We start from the raw sequence: 13,094 nt of genomic DNA, 5'->3' as shown, positions 1-13,094 counted from the left end.
AGACAGCGCATGACATTCGTTCTCCGTTCGATGAAGATCGCAATTGCCCTTGCGGGCGTGGCATCGCTTTCCGCCTGCCTTGGCGCGCCGACCTATGGCACCGGCAAGACCGCGACCACCCAGCTTGTCGAGGATCTGGGTGAAGCCGTTCTGGTGATCAATCCGGACCAGCCTGACATCGATTACGAGCCGCGCCCCGACCTCGTGAAGCCGACCAAGGGCACGAACATGGCCTCGCTTGCGCCGCCGCAGAAATCGCTTGCCTCCGCCGACAATCCCAACTGGGTCGAATCGCCGGAAGAGCAGCGCAACCGACTCTATGAGGAGGCCGAGGCGAACAAGGACAATCCGTTCTATCGCTCGCCGCTGCTTGCAGGCGACGATCCGAGCAAGATGACCGAAAAGGAACAGCTTGAGGCCTTCCGCGCGGCGAAGAAAGAAGCGACCACGATCGACATCAGCCAGCGCCGCTATCTCATCGATCCGCCGCAGGAATACCGCATGCCGAGCAATCCGGCGGCGGTAAACGATCTCGGCGAGCCGGAGCGCGCCAAGGAACGCCGCCGGCAGAAGCTTGCCGAGGGCAAGGACCCCGACAGATGCTTCCTGTTCTTCAACTGCAACAGCGGCGCGACCGACGACTTCCTGGAATCGTCGAAGAACGCCGGTCAGCGATAGCCTGAATTTCGAGGACGCCATGGGTTACACCATCCGGCCGGCGACGCGGAGCGACGCCGGTGCAATTTATCGTTTTGTTTGCGAGCTAGCGGCGTTCGAGAAAGCGCGCGATCAGGTCGAAACCAGCGAGGAAGGGCTTGCAGAGGCGATTTTCGGCGCGGGCTCGGTGACCGGCGCTTTGATTGCCGAAGTCGATGGCGAGCCCGTCGGTTTCGCGGTCTACTATTTCAGCTTCTCCACCTGGCAGGGCCGAAACGGCATCTATCTGGAAGACCTTTATGTGACGCCCGATCATCGCGGCGCGGGCCTCGGCCGGGCGCTGATGCAGGCGGTCGCGGAGATCGGCGTCGCCAGGAACTGCGGCCGGATGGAATGGAGCGTGCTCGACTGGAACGAGGGCGCGATCCGCGTTTATGACGGCATCGGCGGCAAGCCGCAGGACGAATGGATCCGCTACCGGCTGGAAGGCGAGACCTTGCGCAAGGTCGCCGACGGTTCAGTCTGAGCGCTTTTCGCTGAAGAAGCTCCGCAGAAGTTCGGCGGAGCGGCTTTCGGAAAAACCGGAATAGACATCGGGCCGGTGGTGGCAGGTCGGCTGGTCGTAAAACCGGCCGCCATGATCGACCCCGCCGCCCTTCGGATCGGCCGCGCCATAGTAAAGCCGCTCGACCCTGGCAAAGGAAATCGCCGCAGCGCACATGGCGCAGGGCTCCAGCGTGACGTAGAGATGCGCGCCGGGCAAGCGTTCGGAGCCGAGCTTGCGACAGGCTTCGCGCAGTGCCAGGATTTCGGCATGGGCCGTGGGGTCGGCCATCTCCCGGGTGCGGTTGCCGGCGCTGGCGATGACCGTGCCATCGATGACGACGACCGCGCCGATCGGCACCTCGCCGCGCGCTGCCGCCGCTTCGGCCTCGGTGAGCGCCAATCCCATGAAATCATTGCCGACGGGCATTATCGTAACTTTCCTCTTAACGGCTTTGACCCGACCTGATAGAGGATCGGGACAAACAGGCAAAGCACAATGACCGAAAAAGACAAGTTTCCCAAACGCGGCAACAAACCTGCCGGCGGCAAGCCGCCGCGCAAGGCTGAAGCGCCCGCCGCTGCCGGCGAGGAAAAGCAGGGCGAGCGGATATCCAAGATCCTCGCGCGCGCTGGCGTCGCCTCCAGGCGCGATGCCGAGCGGATGATCCTCGACGGAAGGGTGAAGGTCAACGGCAAGCTGCTGGACACCCCCGCCCACAATGTCACGCTCGAAGACAAGATCGAGGTCGATGGCGAAGAAATCCGCGGCATCGAGCGCACCAGGCTGTGGATCTACCACAAGCCCGCCGGCCTCGTGACCACCAATTCCGACCCCGAGGGCCGCCCGACCGTGTTCGACAACCTGCCGGCCGAATTGCCCCGGGTGATCTCGATCGGGCGTCTGGACATCAATACCGAGGGTCTGCTGCTACTCACCAATGACGGCGGCCTTGCGCGGGTGCTGGAACTGCCGGCCACCGGCTGGCTGCGCCGTTACCGCGTGCGCGCCCACGGCAAGATCGAACAGGCGGATCTCGACAAGCTCAAGGATGGCATTGCCGTCGACGGCGTGCTCTACGGCGCGATCGATGCCACGCTCGACCGGGTGCAGGGCTCCAATGTGTGGATCACCATGGGGCTTCGCGAGGGCAAGAACCGCGAGATCAAGAACGTGCTCGGCGCGCTCGGGCTCGAGGTCGGCCGCCTGATCCGCATCTCCTATGGACCGTTCCAGCTCGGCGAGATTGCCGAGGGCGCTGTGATGGAAGTGCGCGGCCGCACGCTGCGCGACCAGCTTGGCCCGCGTCTGATCGAGGAGGCCGGCGCCAATTTCGACGCGCCGATCTACAATGACAAGCAGGCGGAGAGCGAGGCCCCGAAATCCGGCGGTAACTGGAAGCCGGAGCCCGGCAAGCGGGCGGAGCCGGGCAAGCGCCGTCCCGACAAGCTCGACCGCGGCGAGCGGGCCGAACGCGGCCGCGATCGGCTCGACACCAAGCGCAAGGGCGACGACGAAAAGCCGTTCAAGGATATCGTGACCCGCAATCGCGCCGCCAATGTCTGGATGGCGCCGGGCGCCCGTCCGCTTGGCCCCAAGGCCAAGAAGAAGGCCGAGGACAAGGCCAAGGAAGATGCCCGCCGTGACGCGCGGCGCGATGGTCGCCGCGCAAGCGCTGCCGATGGCGATGCGCCGCGCGCACGCGGACCGGCCGGCGGCCGGGGCAAGCCGTTCGCCAAACCGGCAGGCAAGCCGGCGAACAGGGGACCGCGCAAGCCGCGTGAGGCCGGTGCCGAAGATACCGGCGAGGCGCGGCGTTTCGACGGCCCCAAGCGGCCGCGCGGCGAGGGCCGTCCGGCCAGTGGCGAGGGCCGGCCGGAAGGCGGCAAGCGTTTCGATGGGCCGAAGCGGGAAGGTGCAGCGCCACGCGGCGAACGTCCTGCCGGCGAGAAGCGCGGCGGACGCCCCGAAGGCGGCAAGCGTCCGGGCGGCGACAGGCCGCGCTCCGGCGGTTCACGTGAGGGCGGTCCGGGCAGGGGGCCGAAGGGCAATGCGGATCGTCGGCGGTGAGTTTCGCGGGCGCGCGCTCGCCACGCCGAAGTCCTTCGACATCCGGCCGACGACCGACCGCACCCGCGAAAGCCTGTTCAATATTCTGAGTCATGCCTATCCGGAGGCGCTTGAAGGCGCGCGGATGATCGATCTGTTCGCGGGCACCGGCGCGATGGGGCTCGAGGCGCTCTCGCGTGGCGTCAAGGCGGTGCTGTTCGTTGAAAACAGCGTCGAGGGCAGGGGGCTTTTATGGTCCAATATCGAGGCTCTTGGCCTTGCCGGCCGCACCCGGATCATGCGCCGCGACGCCACGCGTCTCGGCCCCGCCAACCGGATAGAGCCCTATGATTTCCTGTTCGCCGATCCGCCCTATGGCAAGGGGCTTGGCGAAAAGGCGATGGCCGCCGCCCATGATGGCGGCTGGCTGAAGCCCGGGGCGCTGGCGATCTTGGAAGAGCGCGCGGATGTCGAGCCGGCGCTTGCCGCCTGCTACGTCCCGCTGGAGACCCGCGAATTCGGCGACACCCGCATGCATTTCTACCGGTATCGCGCCTGAATTATTTCCGTGATCGGCTAGCCTCTCCGCAAAGCCCCCCAATCTTCTCGCCCCGGAGGGGAGAGATGTCGCGAAAGCGACAGTGAGGGGGGAGACCATCACCGCGAACGCCCTCACGATTTGAGATGCTACACCACCCTCACTGCCCCTTTTCAGGGCATCTCTCCCACCAGCGAGAGAGAATATGGGGAGAGTGCCCGCAAGGATTGTATTCCTATTGTGCAGCCGAATGCGGAAGTACGAACGGCGTGTCGTCCTTCGGCTTCTGGCTGACGGATAGCCTTGTGGCGAACACGGCGTGGAGATTGTCGTCGGTGATGGTGTCCTTCGGACTGCCCGCCGCGATCACCCGTCCCTCGCGCATCAGCACCACGTGATCGGCAAACAGCGCCGTCAGGTTGAGGTCGTGCATGATCGCGATCACCCCGCCTCCGGCGCGGCAGAAATCGCGCGCCAGCCGCATGATCGCAAGCTGGTGCAGGATGTCGAGGCTTGCCACCGGCTCGTCCAGAAGCAGCCAGCGCGGCTTGCCGTGGGCGACCGGCGCCTCGATCTGGCACAGCACCCGGGCAAGCTGGGCGCGCTGCTGCTCGCCGCCCGAAAGTTCCTGATAGAAGCGGCCCTCGAAGCCGTGGAGGTCGACGGCGCTGAGCGCCTTCGTCATGGTCGCGCGATCGTCGGCGCGGTGGGCGCGGCCCGAAAGCCCCATGCGCAGCACCTCGGCGACGGTGAAGGGGAAGGCGAGGTTGGAGGATTGCGGCAGCACGCCGCGCATCTGCGCCAGTCGCCAGGGCGGAAGCCCAGCCACCGCCTCGCCATTGATCTCGACCACGCCCTGATCGGGTGCGAGGTCGCCGGCGATTACCTTCAGCGTTGTCGTCTTGCCGCAGCCGTTCGGGCCGCAGATTGCGGTGAGCGCGCCGGGGATGGCTTGCAGCGCGACGTCTTTCAAAACCGCGCGGCCTGAAAGCGTGACGCTCATATTCCGGATTTCGATCATGATTACAAATTGAGCCGCGAGCGGTTTTTGAGGAGGATCCACAGGAAGAACGGTCCGCCGGCAATCGCCGTGATGATGCCGATCGGCAGTTCCGCGGGGGCGACGACCGTGCGGGCGAACAGATCGGCGAGCACAAGCAGCGCGCCGCCAAGCAGCGCCGAGGCCGGCAGCAGATAGCGGTGGTCGGGGCCGATGACGAGCCGCAGTAGATGCGGCACGACGATGCCGACGAAGCCGATCCCGCCCGAGACCGCGACGCCCGCGCCGGTGGCGGCGGCAACGGCGATGATGGTGATATTCTTCAGCCGCTGCACCGGGATGCCGATGTGATAGGCCGTGGCCTCGCCGAGCGTGATCGCGTTCAGCCCCTTGGCCATGAACGGAAGCACGGCGAAGGCCGCCAGCATGATCGGGCTGATCGCCGCAAGCTTGGTCCATGTCGCGCCGGCAAGCGAGCCCATCGACCAGAAGGTGAGGTCGCGCAATTGCTGGTCGTTGGCGAGATAGACCAGAAACCCGGTGGCAGCGCCCGCCAGCGCGGACAGCGCGATGCCGGCCAGCAACATGGTGGCGACCGAGGTCTGGCCGTGGCTGGTGGAAATCCGGTAGAGCAGAAGCGTGGTGACGAGCCCGCCGAGAAAGGCGGCGGCGGGCAGGGCATAGAAGCCGAGCAGGCCATAGACGGGTGCGGCGATGGTGCCGCCGAGCACAATCATAATCACCGCGCCAAGCCCTGCGCCCGCCGAAACCCCGACAAGGCCGGGGTCGGCCAGCGGATTGCGGAACAGACCCTGCATCGCCGCGCCGCAGACGGCAAGCGATGCGCCCACCAGAAAGCCCATGATCGCGCGTGGCAGCCGGATATCGAAGATGATGATCCGGTCGCGCGCCGCAAGCGACGCGCTATCGCCCGTGACGATTGCTTTCGCGACATCGAAGAGCGAGGCATCCGAGGCCCCGTTGGCGACCGAGATCAGGATCGCCAGCCCGGAGACGACGACGAGCGCCGCGATCATGACCACAGCGAGATCGGAGCGGTCTCCGCTATCGCGCCAGCGCGCGCCCGACAAGGCTTCGATCACCGTCATCGCCGCTCAGTCTCCGTAGATCTCGGTTGTCAGCGCAGCGAGGTTTTCGGCAAAGCGCGGGCCGAAATTCAGCATGCCGACCGGATCGATCCGGTAGATCGCCATGGCCTCGCCGGCCGGCGTCAGCGACAGGGCCGGGTTGGCGGCAATGTCGTCATTGGTCGGCGCGCGGCTGCCGGCGCTCTCGTCCATCAGGATGATGACATCCGGCGCGGCCTTGATGATCGCCTCGTCGGAAAGCGCCTTGTAGCCCGGAAAATCGCCGACGGCGTTCTCCAGACCGGCGGCCTCGATCATGCCGTTGGCGGCCGTGCCGGTGCCCGACGCCATGACCTTGCCGCCATTGAGGCTGAGGATGAACAGCGCGCTCTTGCGCTCCTCTTCGGGCCGGGCCTCGTTTGCCGCCAGAAGTGGATCGAGTCTTTCCTTGATGTCGTCGGCCAGCGCTTCCGCCTCGGCCTGTCTGCCGATCAGCGCGCCCACCATCTCGACCTTCTCGATGATGCCGTCGCGGCTGTAATCCTCCGGCACCACCGCCATTTCGACCTCCGCCTGTTTCAGCACATCCATCGTTTGCGGCGGTCCCGCGCCCTCGATGGTGATGATGGCGCTCGGATTGATCGACAGCACGCCTTCCGGCGAAAGTTGGCGCATATAGCCGATATCGGGCTTGGCCGCGGCTTCGGGCGGGTAGGTACTGGTGGTGTCGCGGCCGACGATCTGGTCGCCTGCGCCGAGCGCATAGACGATCTCCGTCACCGAACCGCCGATGGTGACGATGCGGGAGGGATCGGCAAGTGGCTCGGTCGCGCCGACGGTTGTGGCCCCGGCGAGAAGCAGGAGGGCGGCGAGGGGGCGGTTCAGAAAATGTCCGGTCATCGGTATCCTCACGCTGCTGCCGTTTGCGCATGGCGCGGCAGGCTCTCGGCAAGCGCGCGCCAGACGGGACGCTCGGCATAGCCTTCCAGACGCTTGCCGAAGAACTGAATGATCAGTTCGCCGTTCGCGTTGAAAGCTTCGATCGATGTGACATGACCGTCGCTGGTGGGCTTGCGCACCAGCCAGGTCTCGGCGATCTGGTCGCGGCGCAGATGCAGGTGGAAGGTCGGGTCCATCACGTTGATCCACGGTCCCATCTCGACGACATTGGACACCGGGCCGGAATGGATCTGCACGATGCCGTTGTTTGCGACGAACACCATCAGCGGCAGGTCCGGCGTCTCGGCCGCGGCATGGAACATGGTCGCGACGGCGTCATCGGCAAGGCGGTAGGCATAATCGTCGCCCACGGTCGCGATCGCGGTCTGGCGGTGGACCTTCAGGTCGTTCAGCATGCCGAAGAACTGGTGGGTATCGGTAAGCGCCGTCCAGCGGTCGCGCAGAAGCTCGACATCGACGGCATTGGCATCGCGGGCGTGATCTGCGTCATGGGGCGCGAAGGCCTCGGTCAGGACGGTCTGGCTCTGGTCTTCCAGCCGGTATTTCTCGACGAAATCGCGATAGGCCTCGACATTGGAGGCGGGGCGCAGGTGCAGTTTGAACACCGCCGTGCCCGTCATGTCGAAATATTGCAGGCTCAGTTTTTCCGCGCCGTTGTCATCGGTCTTGGTCACGGCGAAGGCGTGGGCCCAGCGGCTCGGGAAAATTCGCAGATCGATGTTCTCGCCGAGCACGATCGCGGCGTTCTTGCCGTTTTTGATATTCTCGAAGACGCCGATTTTCTCGTGGACGGCGCTCTCGTTGCGTGACAGCGCCATGATTTCACCGAAGCTTTCGGCGTGGTCAAGAAGGTGGGACGGCTCCGGCGCGATCCGGGTCGCGGTCAGGCCGACTTCGGCCGCCACCAGCGCCGCCTCGCTGATATTGAGTCGGGCTGCGATATCGCGCTCGCGCATTTTCGGGTTCTGGCTGCGGAATTCGCGGATCTGTTCCGGTGTCGTCTCAGTCATGTCTTTCATGCCTACTTGTTCAGAATGAGTTTGCCTTGGCGGGTGATCTTCATGCGGTACTCGGCGCCCTGATGGCGGATGACGATCTCGTTCCGTCCCTGAAAGAGCGTCTCGCTTTCCAGAACCGGCAAGCCGCGCGCTCCGGCTTTCGTGCCGGTCTTTGCTGGTTCCTTGTCGTGATTCATTGGTAAGCTGCCTGCGTCCGTATATACTTGATTCTGAAAATCATGTTTTATAAGTTGACTCTATTAATCACCTTTGTCTATCCACGCAATAGACGTTTTGCCTGTTGAGGGATAGGATTGTGGCCGATCGCGATATGCCCCTGAGGGCCTTTTCAACTTCCGGAGATTCCTGACGATGAGATTATCGATTTGCGCAACCGCCCTCGTTTTCGCCCTTTCACAGCCCGTACTGGCGCAGGAAGCGGCCAGTGAAGCGCCGGCGAGCGAACCGACCGGGCTTTCGATTTCGCTGAATACGCTCGAGAGCACCGACAATGGCTGCAAGCTGACATTCCTGGTGGAAAACGATCTGCCCGAGACAATTGAAAGCCTTCAGGCAGAGGTCGCGCTGTTCGACAGTGAGGGCGTCGTCGACAGGCTGACCATGCTCGATTTCCTGACCCTTCCGGCCGGCAAGAAGCGCGTGCGCCAGTTCGAACTGCCCGGCGAAAGCTGTGACGCGCTTGGCGGGTTGCTTTTGAACGATATCAAGGTCTGCGATGCCGAGGGCGTGGATTGCATGGGCGCGCTTCAAACCGGTTCGAAGGCGGGTATTCCCTTCGACGGCTGAAACCGGCCAGACCGTAATTGAGTGGACAACAGCTCCCAATGATGAATGACCAGGCCATGTTTGCGAGGGGCTTGCCGGGCGGCATGCGCGAGCGTCTCGATGATGACGCGCTCGACGATGCCGTCGTGCGGGATAGCAGCCCCTATGGCGCGGCAGCGCCCGAAATCGCCCCCGAAATCGGCGTTGCGCCTGCGTCGTCCGTCGACCTTGATAAGGTGGTGTTCGAGCTGAAGGCGGCGGCGAGCGCGGCCAGGTCCGCCCGTAAAACGGAGCCCGGCGACGGGGATGGCGAGACCGATGCCGTAGAATTGCCGCAGGAGGATGCCGAACTCGGCGTTGTCCCGCAGACGGGGTTTCTCGACAGGGGCAGCGCGCGCGCCGGCAAGCGCATTTCGGCGGCGACGCTGGTCTCGCTGCTGCTCCATTCCGCCGCCTTCGCTTTCGCCCTCCATGTCGCGCGCGTTCTGCCGGAAGCACCTCAAGAAGAGGGCAGCACCGTCGTCAGCGTGATCATGGTCGGCAACGGCGATGTTGACGCGGCCGCAAGCGGCGCGGAGCCGGCCATGGTCGAAGCCGAACCGGTGCCGGTGGAAACCGCGACGGCGGTCGAGGCCGAGCCGCTGGAGACCACCGCAGTCGAACCCCTTCAACCTCAGCCGCCGGCGCCCGTTGAACAGGCGGCGCCCACGCCGGCCGAGGCGCTGGCGCCGCCGCAGACCGAAACCGCCGCGCCGGTGACCGCCGAACAGGTCGTCGCCCAGCCGAGCCAGCCGACGGTGCTTGCCGCAGCGCCAACCACGGCGCTTGCGCCTTCAACGGTTCCTCCGGCGCCGCCGGTTGTCGAGCAGGCCGTCTCGCCTGCTGAAATCCCCGCATCCGCGCCCGTTGTCACCGAAGCGCTGCCGCCGCAGGAGACGCCGGTCAACCCGCCGGCCGAAACCGCTGAGCCGATGATGGCGCAGACCGAGCCGGTCGAGACGATCAAGGCGCAGGAAGACGATCCGGAGCTGGCCTACGATATCGATGCGCCCGTGCCCGCACCCTCGCCATGGAAGACGGAGCCATTGCCCGAGGATCAGGTGGCCGCGCGCAAGGCCGAGGAGCGCGCCAAGCCGAAACCGGTTGAACAGCGGCAGGTGGTGAAGCGGTCTTCGGCCGGCTCCTCCGGCCAGTCCAACCGCGATGCGCGCAAGGGCGTGGCTTCGGGGACGGCAAACAGTGGCGCGAGCCAGGCGGCCGAGGCGCGGGCCGGCAACAGCGGAAACGGCGAGGCCGAGATGGCCAATTATGCCGGCAGGCTCAGGGCCAAGCTGCGCCGCTCCGTGGCCTCCGAACGCTATTATCGCGGCGTTGGAAAACTGCAGTCGACCGTTGTCGTCAATGTGCGATTGAACCGTTCGGGCGCCATCGCCGGACTGTCGCTGGCAAGATCATCGGGCAATGGCAAGGTCGATGCGATCGTGTTGCAGCGCGCCCGCGCGGCCGGTCCCTTCGGCGCGTTCCCGGCCAGCTATCGCGGCGCAAGCCACAATTTCTCCCTGCCGATTCAGCTCAATCTCGGTCGCTGAAGTGGACGGTTGCTCGCTTAAGAACCAATTGTGCGCTGAAGGCCCTGGATGGCCGGCAGATAATTGGGATCGAGCTGCTTGGCCTTCTGATAATAGGACGCAGCCTTGGTGAAATCGCCCTGGCGTTCGAACACCAGGCCGATATTGGCCCAGCTTTCGGCGACGGATTGATCCAGCGCCAGCGCCTTGTCGAAATCGGCGCGGGCGTTCTGGTCGTCGTTCAGCGCAAGATAGGAGACGCCGCGGCCATTATAGGGCTGCGGCGATTTCGGCGACAGCGAGATCGCCTTGGAAAAATCGGTGATCGCCAGTTCCTGCTGTCCGCGCTTCTGGTAGATCAGGCCGCGACTGTGGTAGGCGCGCGGATCCGTGGTGTTGAGCTGGATGGCGCGGGTGTAATCGTTGAACGCGTCGTCGAGCTGGCCCGATTCGCTGTAGAGATTGCCGCGACCGATATAGGCGACATCATAGCTGCTGTTGATCTGGATCGCGCGATTGTAATCGTTCAGCGCGTCCATCTGCCGGCCCATGCTGCGCTCGATCAGCGCCCGGTTGGCATAGGCCTGATAGTAGTTCGGATTGAGCGCGATCGCCTGGTTGAAATCCTCGATCGCCCGGCGGTCGTCGCCGGCCCGGCCATAGGCCGCGCCGCGCACATTGTAGGCGCCGGGATCATTGGGGTTGGCGGCGATCACGCTCGAAAGCGAGGCGATGTTCTGCTCGGAACCCTGGGCGGCATCGATGGAGACCACGTTCTGGTTCATGACCTGGCTGGTCTGGCAACCGGCGAGAAGGGCAAGTGTGCCCGCCAGGATTATATTCCTGACGGCGCTGCCGTTTGCTGCCATGAACGAGCCGCCCGAAAGCGCGCTGGTGATCTTCGTCATATCCATCCCCAATAATTGCATGCCTTTTGCGACAACAGCCGGCGGGAAGTTTTTGTTCCCCCTCCGGTTTCGAAAGAGGCTCCGCACAATCTACATGATCGAGGTTAAAATTCTGCCAAATAAAAAGGCGGGAACATGTGCTCCCGCCCTAAGAACGCATCAATGTGCTGAAAAAGCGACAATCAGCGAGAAACCAGACCTTCGCGAACAGCGCGCTTGCGAGCCAGCTTGCGAACGCGGCGGATGGCTTCTGCCTTTTCGCGCGCACGCTTCTGCGAGGGCTTTTCGTAATGGTCGCGCATCTTCATTTCGCGGAAGATGCCTTCGCGCTGCATTTTCTTCTTCAGAGCGCGGAGGGCCTGGTCAACATTGTTGTCGCGGACAAGTACTTGCACGTGTATCCCGTTCCTTAATCGTTGGTGTCTGAGCCTGGCAAATACTTGCACGTTCAGGCATTGATTGGTCTTCAGGCGGTACAATCCGCCCATATCTGGCGTCGCGATTAACAGATCGCGGGCGATAAGTCCAGTCCTTACCGCAAGACAAGGACCGGTGTGGCGAAAAATCCGGGCTCCGATTGACAGGATTCGCCGCCAAAGGCAATCCTTTTTGAAAGACGACGCCCCGGAAATCACGATGTCGAAGGCGGATCGAAAAAGCGTCGCAAAAAGGACGTTGCCTCGTATTCCGATTTGCGATTGGTATAGTCGCAACGACCCGGCGAACCCCGATGGAGCCCCATAATGCGCAAATATTCCGTTTTCGCTCTCGCGCGCGAGGCCATGCGCCACCACAAGGGCTGGGAAAAGCACTGGACCTCGCCGGAGCCGAAAAGCGAATATGACGTCATCATCATCGGCGGCGGCGGTCATGGCATGGGCGCTGCCTATTACCTCGCCAAGGAACACGGCATTACCAATATCGCCGTGATCGAAAAGGGCTGGGTCGGCGGCGGCAATACCGGACGCAACACCACCATCGTGCGCTCCAATTATCTCTATGACGAGAGCATGGATATCTACGAGCATTCGCTCAAGATGTGGGAAGGCCTGTCGCTCGATCTCAATTACAATGTCATGTTCTCGCCGCGCGGCGTGATGATGCTGTCGCATAACGAACATGACCGCCAGTCGTTCAAGCGCCATGTTCACGCCAACCGGCTCTACGGCATCGACAATGAATGGCTGACCCCGGTTCAGGCCAAGGAATACTGCCCGCCGCTCGATATCTCGGCCTCCGCGCGTTATCCGGTCAACGGTGCGGCCTTGCAGCGCCGCGCGGGCACGGCCCGCCATGACGCGGTCGTCTGGGGCTATGGCCGCGCGGCCTCGGATCGCGGTGTCCACATCATCCAGAACTGCGAGGTCAAGGGTATCCGCAGGGGCGCGGATGGCGCGGTGACGGGGGTGGAGACCAATCGCGGCTTCATCGGCGCGAAGAAGATCGGCGTTTCCGCCTCCGGTCACAATTCGGTGGTGATGGCGATGGCGGATGTCCGCCTGCCGCTCGAAAGCCAGCCGCTGCAGGCGCTGGTGTCCGAGCCGCTGAAGCCGATCTTCCCCTGCGTGGTGATGTCGAATTCGGTCCACGCCTATATCTCCCAGTCCGACAAGGGCGAACTTGTGATCGGCGCCGGCACCGACCAGTATAATTCCTATTCCCAGACCGGCGGGCTTCAGATCATCACCCACACGCTCGACGCCATATGCGAGCTGTTTCCGATCTTCCGCCGGGTCAAGATGATGCGCCAGTGGGGCGGCATCACAGACAACACCCCGGACCGTTCGCCGATCCAGAGCGTGACGCCGGTACCCAATCTGTTCGTCAATTGCGGGTGGGGCACGGGCGGCTTCAAGGCAACGCCGGGTTCAGCGCATCTCTTCGCCCATCTCATCGCCAAGGGCGAGCCGCATAAGCTCGCCGCCGGCCTCACGCTCGAGCGCTACAACACCGGCCGGCTGATCGACGAAGCCGCCGCCGCCGCCGTCGCGCACTAGG

15 protein-coding genes are annotated in these 13,094 nt (G+C 64.0%); 7 read left to right on the top strand and 8 right to left on the bottom strand.

From position 1 onward, the window contains the following. Positions 1-9: 9 nt before the first annotated feature. Both Mame_RS19380 and Mame_RS19375 read left to right on the top strand, forming a co-directional pair. The gene (locus Mame_RS19380) at positions 10-678 is read left to right on the top strand and encodes a hypothetical protein (RefSeq protein WP_018065500.1); all 669 of its coding nucleotides are present in this window, start codon (positions 10-12) and stop codon (positions 676-678) included. 19 nt (positions 679-697) lie between these two features. Next, positions 698-1,183 (top strand): GNAT family N-acetyltransferase, encoded by a 486-nt coding sequence (locus tag Mame_RS19375; protein ID WP_018065499.1) that lies wholly within the window; start codon positions 698-700, stop codon positions 1,181-1,183. Here the strand turns inward: Mame_RS19375 and Mame_RS19370 are convergent. After that, on the bottom strand, positions 1,175-1,609 hold the full coding sequence (locus Mame_RS19370; protein WP_210162252.1) for a nucleoside deaminase: 435 nt from the start codon (positions 1,607-1,609) through the stop codon (positions 1,175-1,177). The genes Mame_RS19375 and Mame_RS19370 overlap by 9 nt on opposite strands. 90 nt (positions 1,610-1,699) lie before the next feature. Between Mame_RS19370 and Mame_RS19365 the strand changes: the two genes are divergently transcribed. Together Mame_RS19365 and rsmD are read left to right on the top strand one after the other, a co-directional pair. Next, positions 1,700-3,271 (top strand): pseudouridine synthase, encoded by a 1,572-nt coding sequence (locus tag Mame_RS19365; protein WP_018065497.1) that lies wholly within the window; start codon positions 1,700-1,702, stop codon positions 3,269-3,271. Then, complete coding sequence (rsmD, locus tag Mame_RS19360; protein WP_018065496.1) at positions 3,252-3,809, top strand: 16S rRNA (guanine(966)-N(2))-methyltransferase RsmD; 558 nt, start codon at positions 3,252-3,254, stop codon at positions 3,807-3,809. The genes Mame_RS19365 and rsmD overlap by 20 nt, the downstream gene beginning before the upstream one ends. A gap of 214 nt (positions 3,810-4,023) precedes the next feature. Here rsmD and Mame_RS19355 read toward each other — a convergent pair whose 3' ends face one another. The 5 genes from Mame_RS19355 to hemP are packed head-to-tail and all read right to left on the bottom strand — an operon-like array spanning position 4,024 to position 8,031. After that, positions 4,024-4,809: a heme ABC transporter ATP-binding protein gene (locus tag Mame_RS19355; RefSeq protein WP_018065495.1), complete on the bottom strand. Its 786-nt coding sequence runs from the start codon at positions 4,807-4,809 to the stop codon at positions 4,024-4,026. A gap of 2 nt (positions 4,810-4,811) precedes the next feature. Continuing rightward, positions 4,812-5,897, bottom strand: coding sequence for a FecCD family ABC transporter permease (locus Mame_RS19350; RefSeq protein ID WP_018065494.1), 1,086 nt, complete (start codon positions 5,895-5,897; stop codon positions 4,812-4,814). Positions 5,898-5,903: 6 nt separating this feature from the next. Then, positions 5,904-6,776: a heme/hemin ABC transporter substrate-binding protein gene (locus tag Mame_RS19345; RefSeq protein ID WP_018065493.1), complete on the bottom strand. Its 873-nt coding sequence runs from the start codon at positions 6,774-6,776 to the stop codon at positions 5,904-5,906. A gap of 8 nt (positions 6,777-6,784) precedes the next feature. Next, entirely contained in the window at positions 6,785-7,855 is a 1,071-nt protein-coding gene (locus tag Mame_RS19340; RefSeq protein WP_018065492.1) for a hemin-degrading factor, read from the bottom strand. Positions 7,856-7,857: 2 nt separating this feature from the next. Further along, the gene (hemP, locus tag Mame_RS19335; protein WP_018065491.1) at positions 7,858-8,031 is read right to left on the bottom strand and encodes a hemin uptake protein HemP; all 174 of its coding nucleotides are present in this window, start codon (positions 8,029-8,031) and stop codon (positions 7,858-7,860) included. Positions 8,032-8,206: 175 nt separating this feature from the next. Here hemP and Mame_RS19330 point away from each other — a divergent pair, with 175 nt between their 5' ends. Both Mame_RS19330 and Mame_RS19325 read left to right on the top strand, forming a co-directional pair. Further along, complete coding sequence (locus Mame_RS19330) at positions 8,207-8,641, top strand: hypothetical protein (RefSeq protein ID WP_018065490.1); 435 nt, start codon at positions 8,207-8,209, stop codon at positions 8,639-8,641. A 38-nt stretch (positions 8,642-8,679) separates the two neighbouring features. Then, positions 8,680-10,209: a TonB family protein gene (locus tag Mame_RS19325; RefSeq protein ID WP_018065489.1), complete on the top strand. Its 1,530-nt coding sequence runs from the start codon at positions 8,680-8,682 to the stop codon at positions 10,207-10,209. A gap of 17 nt (positions 10,210-10,226) precedes the next feature. Here the strand turns inward: Mame_RS19325 and Mame_RS19320 are convergent, their stop codons facing one another. Next, the gene (locus tag Mame_RS19320; protein WP_018065488.1) at positions 10,227-11,102 is read right to left on the bottom strand and encodes a tetratricopeptide repeat protein; all 876 of its coding nucleotides are present in this window, start codon (positions 11,100-11,102) and stop codon (positions 10,227-10,229) included. A 176-nt stretch (positions 11,103-11,278) separates the two neighbouring features. Beyond that, the gene (gene rpsU / locus Mame_RS19315) at positions 11,279-11,491 is read right to left on the bottom strand and encodes a 30S ribosomal protein S21 (RefSeq protein ID WP_026173590.1); all 213 of its coding nucleotides are present in this window, start codon (positions 11,489-11,491) and stop codon (positions 11,279-11,281) included. 348 nt (positions 11,492-11,839) lie between these two features. Between rpsU and Mame_RS19310 the strand changes: the two genes are divergently transcribed. Continuing rightward, entirely contained in the window at positions 11,840-13,093 is a 1,254-nt protein-coding gene (locus Mame_RS19310; RefSeq protein ID WP_018065486.1) for a sarcosine oxidase subunit beta family protein, read from the top strand. The last annotated feature ends 1 nt before the right edge of the window (position 13,094 follow it).

The sequence above is a fragment of the Martelella mediterranea DSM 17316 genome, from assembly GCF_002043005.1.
In the GTDB taxonomy this organism is placed as follows: domain Bacteria; phylum Pseudomonadota; class Alphaproteobacteria; order Rhizobiales; family Rhizobiaceae; genus Martelella; species Martelella mediterranea.
This window is presented reverse-complemented; position numbering and strand designations above follow the sequence as displayed.